Source organism: Methyloterricola oryzae, from assembly GCF_000934725.1.
Taxonomy (GTDB): domain Bacteria; phylum Pseudomonadota; class Gammaproteobacteria; order Methylococcales; family Methylococcaceae; genus Methyloterricola; species Methyloterricola oryzae.
In genome coordinates this window covers 394,165-419,266 of the sequence record NZ_JYNS01000001.1, presented here as the reverse complement: position 1 = coordinate 419,266, position 25,102 = coordinate 394,165, and the positions used below count along the sequence as shown (strand labels likewise).

Sequence of the window (25,102 nt, the reverse complement as noted above, 5' to 3'; positions counted from 1 at the left end):
TCGCAGCCGGAACCTCCCGTTCCGGCCACCGAGGCCACAATACTTAGGCAGGGCCGCGTACACTTGCTATAGTAACGGAACCAGGCTCGGGCGGCTCCTTTGGGCCGCTCTGCCGCACCTCATCGACGGATGTAAAAGTACACATGCAAGGCTCAACCAACGCGCCGCACTTCGGCGACTATATTGGCATTATCTCGAGGCGCAAGAATCACTTCCTGATTCCTGCGACGATTGTGGCCATCGCGGCAGTTGCCTTGGCCTTCCTGTTGCCTCCGGTTTACCGGTCGACCGCCACCGTGCTGGTGGAAGAGCAGGAGATTCCCGATGACCTGGTGCGGTCGACGGTCACCTCCTACGCATCAGAGCGCATCGAGCGCATCGCTCAGGAAGTGCTCAAGCGTGACAATATTCTCGCCATTGCCGAGAAATACAATCTCTTTCCGGACCTGCGCGCGGTCGGCATGCTGCAGGAGATCCCGGCCAAAGTTAAAGCCAACATACAAAAGGAATTGGTGGGTGCCGACGTGAAAGACCCACGTAAAGGAGGAGGCGGCAAGGCCGAGGCGACTATCGCCTTTACAATCTCTTATGACGGCGATAGTCCGGATGTGGCGCAAAAGGTCACCACCGATCTAGTGGACCTCTTTCTTGGTGAGAACATCAAGGTGCGCATGAAGAGTGCGGAGGAAACAACGGCTTTTCTGAGCGCCGAGTCCGAGGCGTTGAGTCGCGAGATTGCCGAAATCGAGCAGGAGATTGCCGCGTTCAAGGCTGAGAAGGCAGATTACCTGCCGGAAAATCTCAATGTTTACAATCAATTTGTGTTACGCACGGAGGATGAGATCCTTCAGTTGACCAAGTCGATTGACGCTCAGGAACAACGCAAGCTCGAACTGGAAGGTACCTTGATCACCATAGAACCCTATCAGGGCATGGTGTCTTCGACGGGTGAACGCATCATGAGCCCTCAGGAGCAGTTGAAGGTCAAGAAGACAGAATTGATTCGTCTGTCTGCGCTTTATAGCCCGGACTATCCAGATGTGGTCAAGCTCAAAAATGAAATTGCCAGCCTAGAGAAGACGCTGGGAAGGTCAGGCAATAGCGGCCGAGAGAATTTTCAGGATCTGGAACTTCTGAAAAGCCAATATGCCGATAAGCTCGAGAAGTACTCCAAGGACCACCCGGATGTGATAAAACTGGAACGCGCCATCGAAAGGCTTGAGAAGGAACAGAAGGCCACCGCACGAAGTGCCCGTCGTGTTCAGGATGACGCGCCGCCGGAAAACCCCGCGTATATCTCCACGCAGACCCAGATCCGGGCCGTGCAGAGCAATATCAACTCCATGCTGGGTCAGCGCGCAGGTTTGAAGGCGAAAGTGGAGATGTATGAGCAGCGTCTTGCAAGGATTCCTGAGGTTGAACGGGAATACCAGAAACTGATGCGCGATTACCAGGATGTACGTGATCGTTATCACGACATCAAGAACAAACTTTTGCAGGCTAAGATTGCGCAGTCGCTAGAAGAAAAAGGCAAGGGCGAGCGTTTCTCGTTGTTGGAGCCCCCGGATTTTCCTGATCGACCAGTCAAGCCGAACCGTATCGGTATCATGCTTCTGGGGTTTGTATTGGCTATGGGTACAGGTGTCGCCTTCGCCTTCATCGCGGAATTTTTCGACAACAAGATTTATAAAGAGAGCCAACTGGCGGATATCTTGGGAGAACTGCCGCTAGTCAATATCCCCTTGCTGGCGGACGATGACATTGTCGTTACTCGGCAACAGTTAAAGTCCCTTGGGAAGGCATAAAGAGCGCAAGCTGATCGCGTGTCTTGCATTTGCTGGGCTGCCAACTAGTCTTGGATCGAAAATCGGCGGACTGAGCGCTGCGGGAATCCGTGGTTAAAGTCGTTTGTGATGCCAGATCCATCTTCACTTTTGGCGTGAATCTTGCCTTGTATCTAGCTTTCTCTTCATTTTTTCCGGTTTGCGTGGACATCGTATAATGGATCAAAAGAAAAAGTCCTCTGAGATCGCGCGTCTTGAGAATGACTTCGAGGCGGCGATCAATCTGGCGCGCCCCCCAGTCCCAGCGGTTCCCAAGAGCAGAGGCGCTCGGGTATTACCCGAGAGTATTGCGTACAATCAGACCAAAACGATTCCGGTCCCGCCTGATGTATTGGGACGGCGCAGGGTTATTTCTGGCTTGGCGACAGGCAGCTATACCCATGCTTTCAAGGTGTTGCGGACCAAGATTCTGCAACGTCTGCGTGAAAGCAATGAGAACCTGCTTGCCGTTACCTCGCCGCGTGCCGGTGCAGGGTCTACCCTGACTGCTATCAATCTGGCCATAACGCTGACCATGGATCTAGGTAATACCGTGCTGCTGGTTGACTGCAATTTGGCGCAGCCCTCAGTGCACGCGTATTTCGGTATCAAGCCCGATTTCGGTTTGTGCGATCGCTTGACTGACAGTGTGCCCTTGTCGGAGATTCTCATCAATCCCGGTATCGAGCGTCTCGTCATTCTTCCTGGGGGGCGGCCCATAGGACGTTCCTCAGAGATGCTGATGTCCCCTCAGATGAATGATCTGGTGCACGAGATCAAAAACAGGTACCAGTCCCGAATCATCGTGTTCGACTTGCCACCCATGTTCCCCAGCGACGACGCCTTGGCGTTCCTTCCTAGCGTGGACAGCGCTCTTTTGGTTATTGAGGCTGGACGCAGCACCACAGACGAGGTTAGGCGTGCAGCTCGTTTGATCGAGGGTGCCGGCGTAAGGCTGCTCGGGACTGTTTTGAATAAGTGCTGATCGACATTGCCGTGCCGCGTTCAGGGGGGGGCGACAAGGTGGCGGCTTGAATCTACCCCTTGATACCTAGACAATGCTCCGCGATGCGCGGGTTGCCGGCCTCGGACTCAGGTGAGACCATCGCCGTTCTGGATCAACGCGGGGTGAGCCCAAGTTCGTGGCTCAACGGGATCAATTACCAGTGAACTGGAGACGAGGTTAAAGTGAAAAGCAAATTCTTGAGTATCGTGGCGAGCCTGTGTTGTCTGTTCGGCGCCAGTGTCTTTGCGGCTGACGAGAAGCCGACGGAATACCTGATTGCGGCCGGCGACATTCTCGACGTTTCCGTCTGGAAGGAACCTGAATTGACCCGTGAAGTGCCCGTGCGGCCGGACGGGGGCATCACCTTCCCGTTGATCGGAAACGTTAAGGCAGCGGGGAAGACGGCCGATCAGCTGCGGGACGAAATCGCCTCCAGCCTATCGAAATTCATGCCGGATCCGGCCGTGTCGGTGACCGTCAAGATGTTCAAGGGCAACGTCATCTACGTCATCGGAAAGGTCAACAAGCCCGGAGAATACCCAGTCGGTCGGTATGTTGACGTCATGCAGGCCATCAGTCTGGCGGGCGGCCTGACCGTGTATGCGGATGAAGACGATATCAAGGTCTTGCGCCGCACCAAGGATGGCACGGTAACCTTCAATTTCGACTATAACGAGGTAGTCAACGGGGAAAACCTCGAGCAGAACATCATCCTGCAGCCCGGCGATACCGTTATGGTTCCGGAGTGAGGGATTCAGCGCGCCAGATGGGATTCCGGTAGTCGGAGTACACCGAAAATTCGGGTGACCCTTTGCATCCGAAAAAATTGGGAAGGGCGAATGTCTCGGTGCGCGCATGACCGCCATCAGGCACTAGCCTCAAAAAGGTGGCGGGTGCAGGCCACCAGAAGAATTGATGGAGGCATATGAAGGCAGTAATCTTGGCGGGAGGCTATGGGACCCGCATCAGCGAGGAAAGCGCGATCAGGCCTAAGCCGATGGTGGAAGTGGGGTCGATGCCCATACTCTGGCACATCATGAAGATCTACTCCGCTTATGGCATCAATGAGTTCGTGATTTGTTGTGGCTACAAGGGTCACGTCATCAAGGACTATTTCATCAATTACTACCTGCACACGGCCGACCTCACGCTGAACCTGGCGGACAACCAGATGGATGTGCACCAGCACGGCGCGGAACCCTGGAAGGTAACCCTCGTGGATACAGGCGAGGGGACAATGACCGGCGGTCGTCTCAAGCGGGCACGGCGCTATATCGGCGATGAGACTTTCTGCCTGACCTACGGTGATGGCGTCAGCGATGTCAACATTCACGAACTGGTCAAATTCCACAACGAGCAGAAAGTGAAAGCCACTGTCACGGCGGTGCAACCCCCAGGCCGTTTTGGAGCGTTTACCTTGAAAGAGGAAGATACCCGCGTGCCCTCCTTCCGCGAAAAGCCGGACGGAGATGGCGCCTGGATCAATGGCGGTTTCTTCGTGCTGGAGCCTGAAGCCATAGACTACGTCGAAGACGAAACGACGGTCTGGGAACAAGGCCCCATGGTGAGGTTGGCTAAGGAGGGACAATTGGCGGCATACAAGCACAAGGGCTTTTGGCAACCCATGGATACCCTGCGCGACAAACATGTGCTCGATGATTTGTGGGCCAGTGACAAAGCGCCCTGGAAGGTCTGGTAAACCCCATGAGCACGTGTGACTTTCTGGTTCTGGGGGGAGGCATTATCGGCGTCAATGTGGCGCGCGAACTCAAGCGTGCTTATCCGGATGCCAAGGTAGTCGTCCTCGAAAAGGAGGACGGTTGCGGGCGGCACACCAGCGGCCGTAACAGCGGCGTGCTGCACGCCGGGTTTTATTACACGGCGGATAGTCTCAAGGCACGCTTTACCAAGGAGGGCAACCGCGCGCTGACCGAGTTCTGTGATCATCACGGCATTCCCATCAATAAGTGCGGGAAGCTGGTAGTCGCCAAGGACGAGGCGGAATTGAAGACCATGGATGAATTGATTGCGCGCGGCAAGGCCAATGGCATCGAACTGCAGTCCATTACGGCGGCCGAGGCGCGGGAGATCGAGCCACTGGTCGCAACCCATGAGCGGGGCTTGTTTTCGCCCACCACCTCCTCGGTCGACCCCATGCAAGTGCTGGCCAAGATGCAGGAGGATGCCTTGGCTGAAGGCGTCGAGTTCCGCTTCTCGACGCGTTACCTGGGATTCAAGAACGGACAGGTATTGACCAGCGGTGGACCTGTCGAAGCGGGGTACACCGTCAACGCGGCAGGTTTGTATGCCGACAGCATTGCGCGGGATTTCGGATTTTCCCAGGATTATTCGATAGTCCCCTTCAAGGGCATCTATCTGACTTCCAGTCGCAAGCCCGGATTCCTCCGCACCAATATCTATCCGGTTCCCAACCTGAAGAATCCCTTCCTGGGCGTGCACTTCACGGTGACCGTTTCGGGCATGGTTAAGATCGGCCCCACGGCCATCCCGGCGTTCTGGCGCGAGCATTATGAGGGACTGGGGAATTTTGAATTGGGCGAATGCATGGAAGTGCTGGTCAACCAGATGCGACTGCTGACGGGCTCAACTTTCGATTTTGCCGCGCTTTCCATGGAGGAGTTCAAGAAATATTCAAAGCGTCACCTGCTGAATCTGGCGAGCACCATGGTGACGGACATGGATCCGACGCAATTCGACAAATGGGGCAAGCCGGGGCTGCGGGCACAGTTGATCAACATCAAGAAAAAATGTCTGGAGATGGACTTCATTCTGGAGGCCGATAAGCGTTCTTTGCATGTGCTGAACGCCGTTTCGCCCGGATTCACGTGCTCCATTCCATTCTCGAAATTCGTTTGCGAAGAAGTTATTAAGAACTTGGGATAACACTGTGAAGATATTGATTACAGGAAACATGGGATATGTGGGGCCAGGCGTCGTCAAGACTCTGCGCCAAGACTATCCGCAGGCGCAGATCATCGGCTACGACATGGGCTATTTTGCCCATTGCCTTACGGCCTGTGACGTATTGCCTGAGACTCGGGCCGATGTTCAGTATTTCGGTGATGTCAGAAACATGGACCCGGCGGTGCTCGACGGGGTGGATGTCGTTGTGCACCTGTCTGCCATCTCCAATGATCCCATGGGGAATCTCTACGAGGCGGTGACCGAGGAGATCAACTACAAGGCCAGTATCGACATTGCCCGGCTGGCGAAGAAGGTCGGGGTGAAGCGGTTTGTGTTCGCTTCCAGTTGCAGTATTTATGGTTCCGCCGATAGTGCGCCCAGAAAGGAAGACTCGGACCTAAATCCTTTGACGATGTATGCCAAGTCCAAGGTGTTTTCCGAGGAGGCATTGAAAGAGGTGGCGGATGAAGGATTTTCCGTCACCTGCCTGCGTTTCGCCACCGCCTGCGGCATGAGTGACCGGCTGCGCTTGGATCTGGTGCTCAATGATTTTGTCGCCGGAGCCATGGTTTGGAAGAAGATCGATATTCTCAGCGACGGTACCCCGTGGCGGCCTCTGATCCACGTCAATGATATGGCGCGGGCGATTTCCTGGGCCTGTGTCCGTGAGGCCAGTAGCGGTGGCACATGTCTGTCTGTGAACGCGGGTTCCGATGCCTGGAATTTCCAGGTGAAGGATTTGGCGGAGATTGTCGCCAACATCCTGCCGGGTACGGCGATTTCGATCAACAAGGATGCGCAGCCCGACAAGCGCTCCTACCGCGTCGATTTTTCTCTCTATAAGCAGCTGGCGCCGAATCATCAGCCGCAAGTGCGCATAGAGGATGCCATCAGCGAGATCAAGGACCGCTTGTCGTCCATCGGCTTTGCCGATACCGATTTCCGTAGCTCCGATTTTATCCGTCTCAAAGTCCTGCAGAAACTGCAGAACAAAGGCTTGCTGAATACCGACCTGAAATGGGTCCGGGCCTGATCGATCGGATCGTTCCGCACCATCAGCCGCTGCTCAAAGGAATCAGAAGAATGACAGACCATACCTATCACTGCCGTTTTTGCGGGACCGGACTTACCCACAAGTTCGTCGACCTAGGCATGTCGCCCCTGGCGAACTCCAACATCAAGCCTTCCCAACTGAGTCAGGCCGAAGCTTTTTATCCACTGGATGTATATGTGTGCACATCCTGTTTTCTGGTGCAGTTGGCCGAATATGAAAGTCCGGCCAATATCTTTTCGGACTATTTGTATTTTTCTTCCTATTCCGAAAGCTGGCTGCGTCATGCGAAGCGCTACACCGACGACATGCAGAGTCGCTTCGGTTTGAACAGCAGCAATCTGGTGGTGGAAATTGCCAGTAATGACGGATATCTGCTGCAATATTTCAAGGAGAAATCCATTCCCGTTCTGGGAGTCGAACCGGCGGCAAATGTGGCGGAAGTGGCGGTGGCCAAGGGGATACCGTCGGTGGTCAAGTTCTTCGGCGTGGAGACCGCCAAATCCCTGGTCGCTGAAGGAAAGTCAGCAGATCTGTTGCTGGGCAACAACGTGCTGGCGCATGTGCCTGACATCAATGATTTTGTTGGCGGCATGAAGGTGCTGCTCAAGGACAGCGGCATCATCACCATGGAGTTCCCGCACTTGCTGCAGTTGGTGGAACATAATCAGTTCGACACCATCTACCACGAGCATTACTCCTATCTGTCCGCGACGGCTGTGAGCAAGATCTTTGCTGCCCATGGTCTTCGACTTTTTGACGTGGAGGAATTGCCGACCCACGGTGGATCGCTGCGCATCTATGCCTGCCATGACGGCAATGCCAATCGTCCACAGGAAGCGCGGCTCACCGATTTGCTGGCCCGCGAACAGGCGGTCGGCGTTCAGGACCTGGCGTATTACGACAGCTTCACTGAGAAGGTCAAAAGGACGAAGCGCGAGGTGCTTAAATTTCTCATCGCCACCAAGGAAGCGGGCAAGACCATCGTTGGCTACGGTGCGCCCGCCAAAGGAAATACCCTCCTCAATTACTGCGGCGTACGGACCGATTTTCTCGACTACACCGTCGACCTGAGTCCTCACAAGCAGGGACTTTACCTTCCCGGTGTGCACATTCCGATATTCGCCCCTGATCGCATTCGGGAGACCAAGCCGGACTATGTCATGATTCTCCCCTGGAATCTGAAGGATGAGATCATGCAGCAAATGGCCTATATCCGTGATTGGGGCGGCAAGTTCATCACGGCCATTCCAGAGGTTCAGGTTCACTGATTCGTATGCGGTTCTACGAAACGGAAATTCGCGGCGCCTTTCTCATCGAACTGGAACGATTCTCCGACACCCGTGGCTACTTCGCCCGGACGTGGTGTAGAAAGGAGTTTGCCGAGCATGGATTGAACGCCGAACTGGTGCAGTGCAACACGTCCTTCAATCACAGGGAGGGCACGCTTCGGGGCATGCATTATCAAGCGGAGCCATTTGGGGAGTGCAAGCTCGTTCGTTGCACCCGCGGTGCCATCCACGATGTCATCATCGATCTAAGAAGGAATTCCCCCACCTACCTGCACCACGTCGCAGAAACCTTGACCGAAGACAACGGCCGCATGCTGTTCATTCCGGAAGGTCTGGCCCATGGTTTTCAAACCTTGGCTAATGACACTGAAGTGTTCTATCAGATGTCAACTTTTTACGAGGGAAGTGCCGCCCGCGGTGTGCGCTGGAACGATCCGGCGTTTGGCATATCATGGCCCATGGAAGCTCGGTTAATTTGCGACAGGGACGCGAACTATCCGGATTTCAACGGGTCGGATGAATTATGAGGATCAGCGAAGCAAAGACCGAACTTCTCAAAGAACCAGAAATCCTGGGCGGGATGCGGCCGTTGATGGAACAGTTGTACCCCATCTGTCGCAGCATTACCGGTCAAGGTGTGCGCGATACGCTCGAGGTGATTGGCTCGCGGATTGGGCTGGATATGGTGGCAGTTCCTACCGGGACGCAGGCGTTCGACTGGACAGTGCCCAAGGAATGGAATGTGAAGGGGGCTTACATCAAGGGACCCAACGGGGATACCGTTGTCGATTTCGCCCGACTCAACCTTCACCTGGTCAATTACAGCGCGCCATTTCGCGGAGTGATGAGCCTCTCGGATTTGAAGCCGCATCTGCACAGTCTCCCGGAGCACCCGGATTGGGTTCCCTACCGCACTTCTTATTACAGTGAGTCTTGGGGCTTTTGCCTGTCCCATAACCAGTTACAGTCCCTGCAAGATGGCTCCTACGAGGTGGTTGTTGACACCAGCTTGGGTGATGGTGTGCTGAACTATGGCGAGTTTCTGGTGCGAGGAGAGACAGAACGAGAGGTGCTCTTTTCCTGTCATATCTGCCATCCTTCGTTGGGTAACGACAATCTGTCGGGGATTGCTGTGGCGACAACTCTGGCGGACATGCTGACTCGCATGAAGACACGCCTGAGTTACCGGTTTCTTTTCATTCCGGGAACGATCGGTTCAATCGTCTGGCTTTCCCGCAATGAGGAGTGGGCTTCACGCATCGTCCACGGCTTGGTGTTGACCTGCATAGGCGATGCCGGTGGCTTCACCTACAAGCGGAGCCGACGAGGAGACTCATTAACTGACCGCTACATGGAGCATGCATTACGGCGCTTCGGAGTGCCGAGTCAAATCCAAGACTTTTCACCCTATGGCTACGACGAGCGGCAGTTCTGTTCTCCGGGATTTGATCTGCCGGTGGGATGCCTGATGCGCACGCCGCATGGCTGCTATCCCGAATACCACACCTCAGCCGACAACCTCGAATTCGTCAAACAGCAGTCCTTGGAAGAGAGTCTCAGGCTGTGTCTGGATTTCATCGAACTGGCAGAAAACGACGCAGTCTTGGTCAACCAGAATCCAAAATGCGAGCCGCAACTTGGCCGTAGGGGACTTTATAAGGCGGTCGGTGGTCAGCATCGGCAGCAAGACTTTCAGATGGCGGTGTTGTGGATCCTGAATCAGTCAGACGGTCAGCATTCTTTGCTCGATATCGCAGAGCGCTCTGGGATCGATTTTGCCACCATTCGTCATGCGGCCGAGCGCCTGCAAGACGCGGAGTTGTTGCGGCCGGCAGGTCGCGCTTGAAATTGCCCCTGATCGATGACTGAACGCACCGCGATCATAACCGGGGCTGGGAGCGGTATCGGCCGAGCCATCGCCCTGGGCCTTACGGTTTTGGTGGATTCAATCGTCCTTATTGGTCGTGATGCGGCGAAATTGGCGCCGGTATGTGAGGAAATTGGGAAGCGTGGCAAATCCGCGGTTCCTCTATGCGCCGACTTGTCATCAGAGCCAGGGTTGGCTGCAATTCGTCACTATGTGGAGGATCGGTTGGAGGGCCTTGACGCTCTGGTACATTGCGCGGGTGCCTATCGCCGGGGCTTGGTTGGCGACACTGGAACGGAAGACATGGACTGGCACTATGCGGTTAACCTGCGGGCGCCTTGCGCACTGACCCAGATCAGTCTGCCAGCGTTGAGACGATCCCAGGGCCAGATTGTATTCGTCAATTCCAGCGCGGGGCTTTCCGCCAGACCAGCGCTCGCGGCCTACTGCGCCAGTAAGTCTGCCCTCAAGGCTTTTGCCGACGCTCTTCGGGCAGAGGAGAACGCCAACGGCGTGCGCGTGTTGAGCGTATTTCCCGGCCGAACGGCGACGCCGCTGCAAGAGAAAATTTTTGGTCTGGAAAGCCGGATCTATGACCCCGGCTTGTTGCTGCAGCCCGATGATATCGCCCAGACCGTCGTGTCTGCCTTGTCGCTTCCGCGGTCGGCGGAAATTACCGAATTGATGATCCGAGGGATGCGAAAGGTTTAAGCAACTTCGCTGATTTTAGCGTCTGAAGATCGTGTACTGACAGCTTATCGTGCTTCTTGCCTAAGTTCTTGACGGCATGCAGAGTTGGTAAATCTCCGCGACTTGTCTCGCAATATTATCCCAGTCGTAATCCCGCTCGATCATGCCCCGCAGAGCGTCCAGTTCCATAGTGGAAGGCGGATCACTTACCGCTTGAGTCAGGGCCTGCTGCAGGGCGTCCACATCACCCAGCGGAAAGTAACTCGATGCCGGAAGCTCCAGTTCAAGGTGTGCAGGAATGTCGCTGAGCAGAACTGGTAGCCCGTAGCCGAGTGCTTCCAGGGCAGCGATCGGATTGCCTTCGTGCGAAGAAGGCAGCACAAATAGACCGGCATGAGCAAAAAGGCTCCTGAGTGCGGCGCCGGTCAGAAATCCCGTGCAGACGATGTCCGGATTTTGCTGCGCGGCTTCGGTGACGCTCTCAGAATAATCGTCCGGATGGTCGGAAGCGCCGACTATCGCCAGTTTCCATCCGTCCAACCGCGCTTTCTCGAAAGCCTTGATCAAGTCGTGATGCCGTTTCTCCGGTACCAGCCTGCCTACGATGACGACGTAGCGAGAAGGTTCCAGCCCAAACCGAGTAACCTCCGAACTCGCGCCTGCTTCTTGGCCCAGCTGCACGCCGTTGGGAATGCGAAAAGCGGGTTTCCCATATTTCGTGCGAACCAGTTTTTCGAGCTTTCTTGAAATCACGATGCGTTGATTCGCAAAGAGCATTCCCATGGCTTCGCCCCAGCGCAGCACCAAGCGGGCGAATTTCCCCCACTTCTGGCGCTCGTAATCCTCACCATGGTGGGTTACCACTACCTTCAAGCCGGCTAAGCGGGCGACTGGCGTCACGATCGCGGGGCCTATCGCGTGAATATGCAGGATGTCTGGGCGCTCGAAAGCAGCGACTATGACGCCAAGCAGGCTATGCAAGATGGTTTCCAGGGATTTCCTTTTTGGCGCCCACAGACGTTTGAAACGGACGCCGGACCATTCGTCGTGCTCCATGTAGGGCGAGCGCGCCAGCACAATCACGTCATAGCCGAGGGACCGGATTCTCGGGTAGATATTTTCGCAATGGGTTTCCACGCCCCCCATGACCCCTGGAAATCCCCGGAGCCCGAGCACCATAATCTTCATGCATGATTCCTGTGAGTCTTCATGACAGCGGAATGCGCGCAGCCTCCTGGTAGAGGGCCAAAATCCGACCGCGATAAGCATCGGGGGAAAAGTCCGCTTCCATCCACTGACGGGCAAGTCGCCCCATCTCCTCCAGACGGGAATCCGGCAGGTTTAGAAACTCTGATATCGCTTCGGCAAGCGAGTCGGCGTCCCCGCTGACGAAGGTCTTGCCGGTTTCATCTTCGCGGATCATTTCGGTAATGCCGCCTATGCGGGCCCCTATGGCAGGCTTCCCCAGGGCATAGCCTTCCATAAGGCTGATGGGCGCGTTTTCGTACCATTCCGACGGCAGAACCACGGCACGTGCCATGCGGACTTCATCATAGAGGTCCTTTCCTGTCTTGTAGCCTGCAAATTCCACATTAGTTCCTAAAGTCGCAGCCAAGGCCCGCAAACTCGCTTCCTCCGGACCGGTGCCGACGATACGCAGTCCTGCCTTGGTAAGGGCGCAGGCTCTGATCAGGGTGTGCAGACCCTTCTCGTGCCCGAGTCGACCAAAATAGAGCAGTTTGCGTCCGGGCGTGTAGTCAGGCTGTAAGTCCTTGGCGCGAACAAAGTTCGGAACATGGGCGAAGTGTGCCGGATCCCAGCCCCAATCTATCAGCTTCTGAATATAGAAGCGGCTAGGGACCACAAATCGGTGGACATTGTCCTGGTAGCTTCGCAGTGACCGGTTGACGACAGCTTCGAGATAGGCGATTGCGCTGAGCCCAAGCGAACTTTTGAGGCATCGGTGCTTCACCACCTCAAAGAGTTGTCCGTTTTTGCAACGTTCGCAGACCCCGTCGTGACTGAGCATTTTATAGGCAGGACAGGCGATTTTAAGGTCATGCAGAGTGAGGAATGTCGGGATTCCACGTCGCTTCAGCAGCCCCAGGATAGAGGGTGAAATGTGATGGTAGATATTGTGGGCATGGCAGACGTCCGGTTTGATCTTGGACAGCAGGGAATCAAGCTTGCGTCGGGCCTCCAGGGAATAGATGACCTTGGGCACGCGCACCAGCTTTTGCAGCACTGAATACTGCGCACCAAATTCGATTTCCTCGACGAAATGGGGCGACCATGGGCTCGGGAGGTTGCTTGGGTGCTGCATGCAGAAAGGCACGATGTCCCAGTTCAATTCCGCGAAGAGGTCGTTGTGATCGAGAAAAACGGCTTCGGCGCCACCACGCCGATAGTAATAGTTGTTGATCGAAAGCAGGGTAGGCAAAAGGGGCCTCGTTCTTACCTGACTGAACTTGAGTGTTAGCGAAGTATAACCGAGGCGCGAGACATCGAGCAGATCAAGCTCTGTCCGCGACAGTTCATGTCTGGTCGTTCAGAGTCGCGTCAAGCTGGGTGTTGTGCTGCGGCGACAGCAACTGGGTACTTGGCCTCTATTTCCCAACAGCTCTCGCCGGGAGGCGAGGGTAGGTCAAAAATATATTTTGATTTAACAAGCAGTTGTGAGTGTTGCTTTTGCTTTCGGGCGTCGCGCCAAGAAATCCCGTTCCGCTGCCAGGTTCGGCACGGGCGATCCCTGGGTAACCATCAGCAATCACGCGAATGTCGCTTCCTGGCGACATAAATGAAATGTGAAGACGGTGCGAACCCCGTTTGTCAGATTTAAGTATATGAAAATGCGAAACTTTTTGTAAGTGGCCCGCATTTTGTAAAAAAAACTGACGCTGCAGTGTGAAAATACATTTGTCTAAAAATATCTTACTGAGGGTTTTTATGGGTAACCGTTCAACAAAATGGCTCGGAGTTCTGTGTTCGAGCCTGAGTGTTATGTTCGCACTCCATTCGTCGGAAGCGGCTGCCGCATCCAGCCTGCTTGTCAGTGCATCGTCAAACCGCTCAGCACCAAGCACCTTGGCTGGACAAGCCCTGAGCGGGAACATCTATGTGTTCACTAACTCAACCGCAGCGGTCAAGTCTGTTCAGTTCTATCTGGACAACGGTCTGAAGCAAACCGAAGGCGCAGGTCCCTATGATTTCGCGGGCACTGCCGCTAATGGGACAGCCAACCCATTCGATACGAATACCATCGCGACCGGCGGGCATACAATCAAGGCCGTCGTTACACTTACTTCCGGTGCGATCGAGACAGTGACCGGAACGTTCACCCGCAGTGCGCCAGTCACCGCTTCAGCACCGGTTTCCGTTTCGACTACCAGCACCAACTCTGGAAAGAAGTGGAATCCCGGTCATTATGTGATCGCCTACGAAGATGCTGGGGTGGCCAATTTAGACAAGATTAATGGCGATCCCTATTTCAAAGGAATAAATGCTTGGCACTATTGGCGAGAGGTCGAGGGTGGAAAAGGCGTCTACAACTTCAATGAGATAGCGACGGAGCTCGCCAAGGCAAAATCCATGGGCAAGCAGTATTGGCTGACCATGATGTTCAAGACGTTTGCCACTAGACACACGCCTTGCGTGCCGAATTATATGCTGACGGCGGAATACCAGGGTGGACAGTCCGTACGATACAACTCTGACGGATCAGTCAGATCCTGTGTAGCCAAGGTCTGGGTTCCGGCCGTTCAGGCTCGTCTGAACGCGCTTTACTCGGCACTGGGTCAGCGCTTCGATGCCGATTCGAATTTCGAAGGCATCGCGACTTCGGAAAATTCACTGTCCGGCGTTGATGTGATGACCAACCCAAGCGGTTATACGCTGCAGAACTATACCAATGGACTCAAGAGTGGTATGGCGGCTTTAGCAAGTGCTTTCCCGCGTTCACAGGTTTCGGTCACCGTGAATTGGGTCAAGGCGCAGCTCGATCAACTGATTCCCTATGCGCACTCACTCGGGATTGGGATTGGATGTCCGGACTTGATACCGCCGCTTTCGGGTACGACGACTATCGAAAGCTATGCCTACTATCCTTCGTACTATGGCAAGATGCCTCTGGCGGCGAATGTAGAGCTTGGGGTCAAACCGTTCCTCCAAAGCGGACGTCTTTCCCTGACCGACCTTTTTAATTATGGCGTAGTTAACCCTAGAGGTCTGCTTGCAAATTATGTGTTCTGGACGATCGGGCAGCAGGCGAACGATCCAATCTGGAACGTAAAGCCCTTGGTCGACGGTCGCAAAGGCTTCATCAACAGCGCATGTCCCCTCAATACCAGGTGTCAGTAAAGCGTTCGCGCAAGCCAAACTGACTGTGACAGCGGACACCGGGCGACACAATCGCCCGGTGTCTTGTTTTTTTCTAGTTACAAACGTGAGAGGTTTCGCCTTGGGAAGCGCGGAATAGATCCAGCCTGGAAGGTCTAAGCGCCCATCACCGGAACGGCTCTGTTTTCCGTTTACTCACAAATTCAGCCACTTGCTCTCGCCGTTATCGGCAGCGCAATTATGAACTGCGGGATGCGTGCGCAAATCCGAGGTTCCCTTGTCGTCGCCCCCGCATTTATCGCCACAACGTAGGGCTTTCTAGTTTTGAATCGAAGCTTTAAGTGCATCACCATTAGTGCGGGCGGGCCTCATGACCGTCGCTAAATGCATGAAATGCGCTGACTTGCTGAAGCACTGAGGTCTTGATCCTAACAATGAAGCGAACGCCGAAAGCCTTATTGACCTCGCCATCGACAGAATTACGGCGCATGCGCCATGCAGGGCTTCATGGATCGGGTCACAAAGGCGGTGATAACTTATAATCAAACGGCTGTGACGCGGTGGCGTGTTGGTGAAATTTGGACGTCCGCATCGCTTGCGGACAACAAAGACAGCGCTGGGCGCCGTGAATCGCCTCAGAAGTCCGCGCGATCGGTGGCCGGGTTAGGGCTGTTTGCGTTGCGGCTTCGATTCTGAAAAGTTGCTCTGGCTTGCGTAGGCCAGAATAGAGGACGCTGACACAGGCGCTGCGTTGTATACTGCGTGTTCGGAACGCGAATTTGACGGCGCATTAGCCTCACACGCCTTTCCCTCTAAATTACGGAGACTGGTCCACTAGGAGTGATGTATTTTCATGAAAATCAACAATAGCGCCTTACTTGCTGCTGGTTTCGTGATCTGCGGGTCTTCGCCGACTGGCTTGTGGGCTGCCGACTTCGCGCTGCTTCCTAGTATTGCCGGTGAAACCAGTTTTAACGATAACCTGTTTCTTCAGGCAGATTCTCAGCTATCCACTTGGCGAATGGTTGTTTATCCAGGGCTGGCTCTTCGCTATGGTAGTGGCCCGTTCAAGTTGCAAACGACAACATCTGCAGCAATCAACCGATATATCGATAATTCTGAGTTTAATACTGAAGATCAATTTTATCGGGTTGTAAGTGGTTACGATTTCGGGCGACACAATTTGAATCTTGATTTTCGTTATACCAAGATAGCGACATTACGTACTGAGATAGCGGATACCGGTGACTTGCGCTCTACGACTCAGCGTGAGCGAATTAACCTAAACCCTAGTTGGCAGTATTTATTGTCAGAAAATTCGAGGTTAACAATCGGGTATCTGTATAATCAAAACTCTTATGGGCAATCGGCCAGTGGTTTTTCTAATTCTACCCAATTGACCGGTTCGACGTCTCAGGGTGGCAATGTTCTTCTTGATTACTCAATTACAAACAGATTGCGTGTCGGAACGGAGGCGTCTTACTCGCATGTGACTGGTGATACTGGGTATCTGGCTGATAACTACATGCTGAGATTCCCGGTGACTTATGATTATTCGGAGACATTTCGGACTGCTCTGAATGTGGGCGGTAGATATATTCAGGCTAGCAGTGAAGGTGATAATAGCGGTGGTGGAGATATTGGCTTCTTGCTTGGGTTTACCTTTTTCAAAAAGTTTGATATCGGACAGGTTGATATTTCAATAGCGCACGATGTGCAGCCCAGTGGATTCGGTACTCAGCGGCAACGTGATAGTGTAAAGCTAGACTTACGGGGATACGTTACCGAGACTTTATTTGCCGGACTTCTTGCGCAATACTTTAAAAACGAGAACATTGGTAGCTCGACAAGTTCGGCTAACAATCGAGACTTCTTCGAAGTGTCGCCAAATTTGCGTTGGCAATGGACGCATAATTGGGCGGTTAATGCGGGGTATACATTTCGTGCGCAGAAGTTTGACAACCAACAAGGTACGGGCTACGGAAATCTTGTTTTCTTGACTGTCGGATATTCCTTTGATGACCTGTTTCTTCCAGAGTGATTTGCGATTTTCATGGGAAGTGGTGCATTGTCACATTGAGCTTGCGAGTGGCGGTGGCGTTCAGAAAGCTGGCAGGTTTTTCTGTTCAGTCAGAGGCGGACACTTTGCCCTACTTCAGATAATTTAATTTCCATCATTCGGTTCATGGGGCACGGCTGACGTTTTGAAAATATGAGTGCTTGATGCTGGTCGCTCTATGCAGGGCGCCTCTAACTAGTTGGAGTGCTTGTGAAGATCGCGTTATACGTTAATAGCTTTCTGCCTCAAATTGGGGGGCGGGAGTTGGTGGTCTACTATCTGGCGACCGCATTAACCAAGCTTGGACACCAGGTTAGAGTCATTGGTCCTGGAGGATGGTGGAAGAATCGCAAGTTCAAATTTGGGTATCCAGTCTATCGATATCCTATTTTAAATCAGAAGTTGCCTGATATTGTAAAGGTTTCTCAGCTTGGGTATGACTGTTTGTTAAACGGGTGTGACCTGATACATGCCCACGTCACTTATCCCTGCGGTTACCTCGCTGCGCGATTCAAAAGGTTTTCAAGGGTGCCTTTGGTAATTACGCCACACGGAGTCGATATTCACGTTATACCTGAGTTGGGGCATGGCCTGCGGCTCGATCCGGTGATCGCTGAAAAGATAACGTACGCGTTGGAGAGCGCAGACGCTCTGACCGCTATTAGTGCGAGCATCGAGAATTCTTTGCGCGATGCCGGTGCTCCCGCGGACAAGATCGTCTCCATATCCAATGGCGTTGATCTGGATCGCTTCGCTCGCGGATCGGCAGAAGCTGGTCGGGCTTGGCTCGGTCTCCCAGAGAACGCCAGGCTGCTGGTAATGGTGGGCACTTATAATGCCCGCAAGGGCCATGAGGTGATGGTGAGAGCCATGTCCTCTGTGGTTCGTGCAGAACCCAATGCGTACTTGGCTATTGTGGGTAGAAGAAACGAGGTGCTGTTGCCGCTTATTGAGAGCCTCGGACTCAAGGGAAAAGTCTTGTGTCCCGGACAGCTTGATTTTCCTCTCAGCGCCCAGGTTTCCCCGTCCTCGGAATCTCGGACAGACCACCTCGCCGATCTCTATCAGGCTGCGGAGCTGTATATTTCTTCCGGTATCAATGAAGGGTCGGAAGGGCTTTCCCTTGCCCTGCTTGATGCTATGGCGGCCGGCGTTCCCGTTGTCGCCAGCAATATTTCTGGCAACCGCGATATCGTAGTGAGCGGTGAGAACGGCATTCTAGTCACACCGAATGATTCCGAGGCACTCGCGGCAGCTGTCATCGATGTGCTAAGGCAGCCTGATTGGCGCATTAAAATGGGGCAAGGTGCCAAGTCAACTGCGTCGCAATATGGCTGGGATACCATCGCCCAAAAATATCTTGATGTCTACCAACGTGTGTGCCGCAAGTAAGGTGCGCCTGGCCCCGGAAGCGTTGCTCTCAAGGCTCGGGCTGTTTGTCGGTAGCTTTTCTTGCTCGTCTCGCTGACTGCTGAACCGCAGGGTTGACGGTGCCTTCGGTTCGGCTCAGTCGATTTCAACGGTCGCCGATGTCATACCCCTCACATCCGATACCATTTCCGACACGGTCGTAAGCTTGGCAGTCTCCCTCGGGATGCAGTGACTGGCGGTCATAGGCCAGCCAGGCCAAGGCAAAGATCGCCGCGGCCCAGGCGATAATATCTGTTCTGCTCATTCGCTTCCTCGCCCTGTATTGGTGGCTGATAGTGGAGTGCAATCGAAGGGCACTCCGCGCCCTTTGCTCAAAAGGCGGAATGTAATGCATCTCCGCATTTTCGTGAACCCACGGTTAGGATGGTTTTGGCGTATTTCAGACCACAAATGACAATGCGCTAGCATTCCCTGAAGGGGTTTCATGCGGCACAACTGTGCAGGCTTCACATCGTGCACTTTGGCTGACTACCTCTTGGGTGGGTTTCCGCGGCATAATCCCGCGTGCCTCTCGTCGCGAACCTGACAGCCAAAGGAGTGTGCCATGGACGAAAATGCCCTGGGGGCCGAGGCCCCTCTGGACTGGAAGGCCTTCATCGAAAACCGCCGGCAGCGCGCGGACTTCTATTTCAAATCGGTACTGGAAGGTCAGCAAGATTGGTATACCGGCAAGGCCGACACCCAGAAGAGCCGGTATCTGGGGCTGGCAATCCTGGTGATCGTGCTGGGCGCCTTGATCTCCATCCTGCAGGTGTGGGGCGAGAATGCCTGGGTGCCCGGAGCCACCGCCGTGTTGGGCTCGCTGGTGGCGATCCTGCGCTCCGTGGACAGCCTGTTGCGCCCGGCCGAGACCTGGCAGGCCTATCGCAAGGCCTGTGAGTCCATGAAGCGGGAGTACCGGCTCTACCTAACCGGGGCGGATGCCTATCAGGACAGCGCGGACGAAGATGGGGCGTTTCGCCTGCTGGTCAGCCGGGTCGAGGCCGTCATCGCCGAGGAACAGCAGCTTTACTGGCAGTTCAATGGCAAGAGCGCGGAGCCGCAGGCGCCAGCGGCTGCCGGCGTGCCCGATGTTGGGGAACTGAGCGCGCCCGACGCCGAACCGGCGGAGCCTCAGCTTGCCCCGCGGGAGTAGTCCTAACCGGGGCTTTGGAGCGGGAAGCCCTTGCGCCGTGCCTGAAGTCAGATCTATGGGGAGGTCTTTGATGCTTAATCGCGTGGTGTTTGCAGCCTTGTGCTTGATCGCCTCGACGGGACAGGCCGTCGCACTGGACCTGCCGGTGCCGGAAAAGCTGGAGCGGCAGTATGCGCTGAAGGCCCGGACCGTCGAGGTGGTGGAGCCCCACACATCCACGCCGGACGACCCGCTTCGCGTCCGCTACCGGGCTCTGCCCGCTGACGAGTTGCTGGGCCGCTGGTTTGGCGAGGGCTGGAAGGCCCAAGACGCGGCGGTCGTGTTTTTTGCCCGTGATGGCTACCGCTCCGTGATTCCGGCATCCCGCTTTGCCCGCCACCGGGCCTATCTTGCCTTCGGGCGGGAAGACGGCGCGGCTTTTGCCGTGGACAATCGGCAGCAGCACGAGCAGGGCATAGCCTTGGGGCCTTACTACCTGATTTGGGACAACCTGGGGTCTGAGGACTTGCTGCGCCAAGGCGCCTACGGCTGGCCCTATCAAGTCACCCGCGTCGAACTGCAGTCGGCGGCGGATGAGCGCCGCCTCTTGCCGTCCGATGCAAGCCCCGAGGTGCTGCAAGGCTTCGAGGCTTCACAGGAATATTGCCTGACCTGCCACCACATTCGCGGCATGGGCGGAGCAAAGGTCGGCGAGGATCTCGCCCAGGCGGCTTGCCGCTGGAAGCCGGAGGATCTGAAGGCCTGGATGATCGAGCCCGCCCGCTGGCGTCCCGGCACCGCCATGCCGCCGCTCAATCCCAGGTTGAGCGAGAGCGAGCGCAGCCTGGCCTCCGAACGTATTGCCGCCTTCCTAGCCGCGCAGCCTCACGAATCGGGGTGTGCCCTGTCCCGGCCAGGCTCGTAGTCCCTACTGGAAATCCCACGACTTGAACGCCAGGCGGCCGATGCCGCCGCTCCAGTCCGCCAAGCGGGTGGCGATCAGGTGCAGCACGCCATCTTCCTGCTGCACCGTGCCGGTGGCCGCCAGCAGCCGCGCTTTCAGCAGGGCCTTGCGCTGGGTTGCGGCGACCTTCGGCCAGACGATCAGGTTGACCTGCCCGGTCTCGTCCTCCAGGGTCACGAAGGTGACGCCGGCGGCGGTCATGGGGCGTTGGCGGCAGATCACCAGGCCGGCCACACGCGCCTGCACGCCGTCGGGCCGCTCCCATAACTGACGGGCGGTCACCACGCCGCGCCGTTCCAGATCTTCGCGCAGCAGGGCCAGGGGATGGCGGCGCAGGCTCAGCCGGATGCTGGCGTAGTCGGCCAGGATGTCCTCGCCCTCCGAGGGCGGGCGTAGCAGCGGGGCGCCTTCCGCGATGCGGGGCACGCCAAACAGCGGCGTCTGCCGCTCCACCCCCGCCGCGGCCCAGAAGGCACGATGCCGGTTGCCGGCCAGGCCGCTCAGGGCATCCGCCGCCGCTAGGCATTCCAGGTCACGCGCATCCAGCCCGGCACGGGCGGCGAGGTCGGACAGATCCTGGAACGGCCCCTGGGCGCGGGCCTGGACGATGGCTGTGGCGGACGCGGCGGAAAGCCCCTTCACCTGGTTGAAGCCCAGCCGCAGGGCCGGTTCCCTGTCCCTTGGATATTCCAGGGTGCAGTTCTCGCTGCTGGCCTGCACATCCACCGGCCGCACCGCCACCCCATGGCGACGGGCGTCCTGCACCAGTTGCGAAGGGCCATAAAAGCCCATGGGCTGGCTGTTGAGCAGGGCGCAGACGAAGGCCGCCGGGTGGTGGCGCTTGAGCCAGGCAGACACATAGGCCAGCAGGGCGAAGCTGGCGGAATGGGACTCCGGAAAGCCATAGTCGCCGAAACCCTTGATCTGCTGGTAGATCTGCCGGGCGAAGTCGGGGCGGTAGCCGCGCGCCGCCATGCCATCCATGAGCCGCTGCTCGAAGGGCTCCAGCCCGCCCTTGCGCTTCCAGGCCGCCATGGCGCGCCGCAACTGGTCCGCCTCGCCGGCGCTGAAGCCCGCCGCCACCATGGCTATCTGCATGACCTGCTCCTGGAAAATCGGTACGCCCAGGGTGCGCTCCAACACCTTGCGCACCTCGGGACTGGGATAGGTGACGGGTTCCAGCCCCTTGCGCCGCGCCAGATAGGGATGGACCATCTCGCCCTGGATGGGCCCTGGCCGGACGATGGCGATCTCAATCACCAAGTCGTAGTAATTCCTGGGTTTGAGCCGCGGCAGCATGCTCATCTGGGCGCGGGATTCCACCTGGAACACGCCGATGCTGTCGGCCTGCTGCAGCATGGCGTAGACCTCGGGGTCTTCCGCCGGCACCTCGGCCAGGGACCAGGCGCGCCCGGTGTATTCGCCCAGCAATGCCAGCGCCTTGCGGATGGCGGTGAGCATCCCCAGGGCCAGCACGTCCACCTTCAGCAGTCCCAGAGCTTCCAGATCGTCCTTCTCCCACTGGATGACGGTGCGCTCCGGCATGGCGGCGTTCTCCACCGGCACCAGCCGCGACAGTTCCCCTTCGGCGATGACGAAGCCGCCCACATGCTGGGACAGATGGCGCGGAAAGCCTTGCAGTTGCAGCGCCAGGTCGGTCAGGCGGCGACTGGACGGGCTTTCCGGATCGAAGCCGCATTCCCGCAGGGCTTCCGGCATCAGCCGGCAGCCGTCCCAGCGGTCCACTGAGTCGGCCAGCCGTTCCACTTGGGACAGCTCCAGCCCAAGGGCTTTGCCCACGTCGCGGATGGTGCTGCGCGCCCGGTAGGTGATGACGGTGGCCGCCAGGGCCGCCCGGTGCCGGCCGTACTTGCGGTAGATGTACTGGATTACCTCCTCGCGCCGCTCGTGCTCGAAATCCACGTCGATGTCGGGCGGCTCGTTGCGTTCGCGGGAGATGAAGCGTTCGAACAACAGGTCCAGGCGCGCGGGGTCTACCTCGGTGATGCCCAGACAGAAGCACACCGCCGAGTTGGCGGCGGACCCCCGCCCCTGGCAGAGGATGCCGCGCTCGCGGGCATGGCGCACGATGTCGTGCACCGTCAGGAAATAGGGCTCGTAGCCCAGTTCGGCGATGAGGGCCAGTTCGTGCTCGACCTGTCGCCGCACCTTGTCCGGCGCACCATCCGGCCAGCGCCGGGCAAGGCCTTCCTCGGTGATGCGGCGCAGCCAGGAACTCGGGCTATGGCCTTCCGGCACCAGTTCCTTGGGATATTCGTAGCGCAACTCGTCCAGGGAGAACTCGCAGCGCGCGGCGATGTCCAGGCTCGCCGCGAGCCAGTCCGGCGGATACAGCCGGGCCAGCTTAGTTCTGGAGCGCAGGTGGCGCTCGCCGTTGGGGAACAGGGCATGGCCCAGTTGCGCCAAGGGCTTCTTCAGGCGGATGGCGGTGAGGGTGTCCTGCAGCATGCGGCGTTCGGGCGCGTGCATGTGCACCTCGTTGCAGGCCACGACCGGGAGCTTTAGGCGCAGGCCGGCTTCCCTGGCGGCGGTTAGGCGTTCCTGGTCGCGGCCGGAGAGGAAGCGGCCGCAACCCAGCCAGAGCCGGTCGCCGAAACGCTCCTTCAGCCACAGCCCGTCGGCGTCGTCGAGGGCATCGCCTGGCAGCCAGAGGGCCAGGCAGCCCTCGGGCAGGTGCGCGTCCAGATCATCCCGGCTCAGGCGGTAGCTGCCTTTTTCCGCCTGCCGTCGAGCCTGGGTGATCAGGCTGGCGAGCTGGCCGTAGCTATCGCGGGCCTGGGCCAGGAGCACCAGTTTGAGGCCGTCCTCCAGGCGCAGTTCGCTGCCGATGATGAGGCGGATGGCATGGTGCTTGGCTTCCAGGTGGGCGCGCACCACGCCCGCCAGGGAGCATTCGTCGGTGAGGGCCAGAGCCCGGTAGCCCAGGCGCGCGGCCTCCGCCACCAACTCGTCCGGATGCGAGGCCCCGCGCAGGAAGCTGTAATTGGACAGGCAGTGGAGTTCGGCGAACCCCGGCCCGTCGTCCGACTCATCCGAACAGGCCATGGAGTTGCCAGCCGCCGGGCTGGTCCAGATCGCGGAACACCCAGAGCCTTCGGCCCTGGCGGTCAAGCGCCACGCGGTAGTCGCGGCGGATGGGGGCGCCGTCCCACCAGCCGGATTCGATGCGTTCGGGTTCGGAAACCAAGCGCAGCCCGCGCCCAGCCAGGGGCTTCGGCCGTGGCAGCAGCCAGAGCGGGCGGGGCGGCAGGGCGGGCAGCACGCCAGAGGCGGCCTCGCCCGGGCCTTGGGCGCGTTCGGGGCGGTGATCGTCCAGGGCGGCGAGGCCTTGCAGGACCCCGGGGCCCAGCCGCGCCTGCAACTGCTCCAGCGCCGCCTGCCAGGCACGCTCATCCGCAGGCGCAGTGCCCTGCCCACCGAACAAATCCGCCCGTTCGGGACGAAATGGGGCCAGTCCGGTGCTGGAAAGGGTCAGGGCGATGACCGGCGCGGTCAGGGGCGAGCGTTCCAGTTTCTCCCGCAGCAGGGCTAGCCAGTGGGCGGCATCGCGGTTGCCGGAGCGAAAGCGCAGCTCGATGCGGGTGGCGGACCGGCCCAGGTGCAGCAGGGCCAGGCAGATACCCAGGGCCGCGGCGTCGCGGGTCTTGAGGAAAGCCTGGAACTCGGCGGCCAATTCCGCGATGGCCGGGAAGAAATGATCTAGCCGCTCCAGCGCGATGGGCAGGTCGCGCTGGGCGGCGAAGCGCGGCGGCGGTTGATGGGCGCCCGGCAACCGGGTTTCCTGGCCGGTCAGGGCATCCAGTCGGTGCAAAAGACCCGTGCCGTAGCGCCGGGCCAGGCCATCGCGGGGCAAGCGCCACAGGTCCGCCAGCAGGCGCAGGCCGCTGCCCTGCAGGCGGCGCAGGGTCTTGCCATCCGGCAGCAGCGCCGTCAGCGGCAGCCGCCCCAGCGCCGAGCGCAGGTCTTCAGGGTCCTCGATGAGGGCTTCCAGTCCGTTTTCAGCCAGGAGGGCACTGGCTTCGGCGGAAGGCGTGATGGCCAGCACCGGGCGGTGGCCCAGGGCTTCAAGCCGCGCCCGCAGCTGCTCCCTGAGGCTCTCCGCGCCGCCGAACAGCCTGAGGCTGGCGCCGATTTCCAGCAGCAGGCTGCCGGGCCGCTCCAGGCTGACCCAGGCGGTGAAGGCCAGCCCCGCTTCCGCTAGCAGTACCAGAGCCGTGTGCTCCGCCGCGGGCTGGCGCGGCTTTAGGACTAGGCCGGGGCACAGGGCCAGGGCGGCGGCCATCGCCATGCCCGGTTCGGCCCCGGCGGCCCGCGCGGCTTCCGTCACGGCCTGCAGGCAAGGCCGGCCCCGCGCTTCCTCCAGGGTCGCCGCGGGAATGGAGGGCTCCAGGCCCAGCACTTCCAGGGGCAAGTCGGGAAAGTGGGCGCACAGCCAGAGCCGTGCCGGACCCCGTGGCGCGGGTCGGGGCGGCGAGGCCTGGAGGAAGGGGGGCTGAGGCAGGGCGCGGGCGGAAGCAGGCATGG

General features: G+C 57.7%; 21 protein-coding genes. 15 read left to right on the top strand and 6 right to left on the bottom strand.

Features of this window, described 5'->3' with window-relative positions; genetic code table 11:
* The first annotated feature begins 143 nt into the window (after positions 1–143).
* The 10 genes from EK23_RS01765 (at position 144) to EK23_RS01720 (ending at position 10,675) form a co-directional block, all read left to right on the top strand.
* Positions 144–1,805: a Wzz/FepE/Etk N-terminal domain-containing protein gene (locus EK23_RS01765; RefSeq protein WP_052807824.1), complete on the top strand. Its 1,662-nt coding sequence runs from the start codon at positions 144–146 to the stop codon at positions 1,803–1,805.
* Positions 1,806–2,001: 196 nt separating this feature from the next.
* Positions 2,002–2,808, top strand: coding sequence for a CpsD/CapB family tyrosine-protein kinase (locus EK23_RS01760; protein WP_052807822.1), 807 nt, complete (start codon positions 2,002–2,004; stop codon positions 2,806–2,808).
* Positions 2,809–3,011: 203 nt separating this feature from the next.
* A complete protein-coding gene (locus tag EK23_RS01755) occupies positions 3,012–3,578 on the top strand; it encodes a polysaccharide biosynthesis/export family protein (protein ID WP_045223534.1) in 567 nt (188 codons plus the stop codon).
* 176 nt (positions 3,579–3,754) lie between these two features.
* A complete protein-coding gene (rfbF, locus tag EK23_RS01750) occupies positions 3,755–4,528 on the top strand; it encodes a glucose-1-phosphate cytidylyltransferase (RefSeq protein WP_045223533.1) in 774 nt (257 codons plus the stop codon).
* Positions 4,529–4,533: 5 nt separating this feature from the next.
* Positions 4,534–5,733: an L-2-hydroxyglutarate dehydrogenase gene (gene lhgD, locus EK23_RS01745; protein WP_045223532.1), complete on the top strand. Its 1,200-nt coding sequence runs from the start codon at positions 4,534–4,536 to the stop codon at positions 5,731–5,733.
* Between the two features lie 4 nt (positions 5,734–5,737).
* Positions 5,738–6,787 (top strand): NAD-dependent epimerase/dehydratase family protein, encoded by a 1,050-nt coding sequence (locus EK23_RS01740; protein ID WP_045223531.1) that lies wholly within the window; start codon positions 5,738–5,740, stop codon positions 6,785–6,787.
* A gap of 50 nt (positions 6,788–6,837) precedes the next feature.
* A complete protein-coding gene (locus EK23_RS01735; protein ID WP_045223927.1) occupies positions 6,838–8,076 on the top strand; it encodes a class I SAM-dependent methyltransferase in 1,239 nt (412 codons plus the stop codon).
* A gap of 5 nt (positions 8,077–8,081) precedes the next feature.
* A complete protein-coding gene (gene rfbC / locus EK23_RS01730; protein WP_045223530.1) occupies positions 8,082–8,624 on the top strand; it encodes a dTDP-4-dehydrorhamnose 3,5-epimerase in 543 nt (180 codons plus the stop codon).
* Positions 8,621–9,943: a DUF4910 domain-containing protein gene (locus EK23_RS01725; RefSeq protein ID WP_082053852.1), complete on the top strand. Its 1,323-nt coding sequence runs from the start codon at positions 8,621–8,623 to the stop codon at positions 9,941–9,943. Before rfbC ends, EK23_RS01725 begins: the two co-directional genes overlap by 4 nt.
* Positions 9,944–9,958: 15 nt before the next feature.
* Positions 9,959–10,675: an SDR family NAD(P)-dependent oxidoreductase gene (locus EK23_RS01720; protein WP_045223529.1), complete on the top strand. Its 717-nt coding sequence runs from the start codon at positions 9,959–9,961 to the stop codon at positions 10,673–10,675.
* Between the two features lie 60 nt (positions 10,676–10,735).
* On the opposite strand, the gene EK23_RS01715 is transcribed toward EK23_RS01720, so the two are convergent.
* From EK23_RS01715 to EK23_RS23205, 3 genes are all read right to left on the bottom strand, one after another.
* Complete coding sequence (locus EK23_RS01715) at positions 10,736–11,842, bottom strand: glycosyltransferase family 4 protein (RefSeq protein WP_045223528.1); 1,107 nt, start codon at positions 11,840–11,842, stop codon at positions 10,736–10,738.
* Between the two features lie 19 nt (positions 11,843–11,861).
* Positions 11,862–13,094, bottom strand: coding sequence for a glycosyltransferase family 4 protein (locus tag EK23_RS01710; protein ID WP_045223527.1), 1,233 nt, complete (start codon positions 13,092–13,094; stop codon positions 11,862–11,864).
* A 166-nt stretch (positions 13,095–13,260) separates the two neighbouring features.
* The gene (locus EK23_RS23205; RefSeq protein WP_145998527.1) at positions 13,261–13,767 is read right to left on the bottom strand and encodes a hypothetical protein; all 507 of its coding nucleotides are present in this window, start codon (positions 13,765–13,767) and stop codon (positions 13,261–13,263) included.
* A gap of 4 nt (positions 13,768–13,771) precedes the next feature.
* Between EK23_RS23205 and EK23_RS01705 the strand changes: the two genes are divergently transcribed.
* The 3 genes from EK23_RS01705 to EK23_RS01695 all read left to right on the top strand — a co-directional run bounded on the left by EK23_RS01705 (position 13,772) and on the right by EK23_RS01695 (position 18,440).
* Complete coding sequence (locus EK23_RS01705; RefSeq protein ID WP_145998526.1) at positions 13,772–15,010, top strand: hypothetical protein; 1,239 nt, start codon at positions 13,772–13,774, stop codon at positions 15,008–15,010.
* A gap of 832 nt (positions 15,011–15,842) precedes the next feature.
* On the top strand, positions 15,843–17,030 hold the full coding sequence (locus tag EK23_RS23200; protein WP_145998525.1) for a porin family protein: 1,188 nt from the start codon (positions 15,843–15,845) through the stop codon (positions 17,028–17,030).
* Positions 17,031–17,258: 228 nt separating this feature from the next.
* Positions 17,259–18,440, top strand: a complete 1,182-nt coding sequence (locus EK23_RS01695; RefSeq protein ID WP_045223524.1) for a glycosyltransferase family 4 protein — start codon at positions 17,259–17,261, stop codon at positions 18,438–18,440.
* Positions 18,441–18,564: 124 nt separating this feature from the next.
* Here the strand turns inward: EK23_RS01695 and EK23_RS23580 are convergent, their stop codons facing one another.
* Positions 18,565–18,723, bottom strand: coding sequence for a hypothetical protein (locus EK23_RS23580; protein WP_158002426.1), 159 nt, complete (start codon positions 18,721–18,723; stop codon positions 18,565–18,567).
* A gap of 300 nt (positions 18,724–19,023) precedes the next feature.
* On the opposite strand from EK23_RS23580, the gene EK23_RS01685 reads away from it, so the two are divergent.
* Both EK23_RS01685 and EK23_RS01680 read left to right on the top strand, forming a co-directional pair.
* On the top strand, positions 19,024–19,614 hold the full coding sequence (locus EK23_RS01685; protein WP_082053850.1) for a DUF4231 domain-containing protein: 591 nt from the start codon (positions 19,024–19,026) through the stop codon (positions 19,612–19,614).
* Between the two features lie 70 nt (positions 19,615–19,684).
* The gene (locus EK23_RS01680) at positions 19,685–20,518 is read left to right on the top strand and encodes a c-type cytochrome (protein WP_235281876.1); all 834 of its coding nucleotides are present in this window, start codon (positions 19,685–19,687) and stop codon (positions 20,516–20,518) included.
* A 3-nt stretch (positions 20,519–20,521) separates the two neighbouring features.
* Here EK23_RS01680 and EK23_RS01675 read toward each other — a convergent pair whose 3' ends face one another.
* Both EK23_RS01675 and EK23_RS01670 read right to left on the bottom strand, forming a co-directional pair.
* A complete protein-coding gene (locus EK23_RS01675; RefSeq protein WP_045223521.1) occupies positions 20,522–23,623 on the bottom strand; it encodes an error-prone DNA polymerase in 3,102 nt (1,033 codons plus the stop codon).
* On the bottom strand, positions 23,607–25,100 hold the full coding sequence (locus EK23_RS01670; RefSeq protein WP_045223520.1) for a Y-family DNA polymerase: 1,494 nt from the start codon (positions 25,098–25,100) through the stop codon (positions 23,607–23,609). Before EK23_RS01670 ends, EK23_RS01675 begins: the two co-directional genes overlap by 17 nt.
* Positions 25,101–25,102 lie beyond the last annotated feature (2 nt).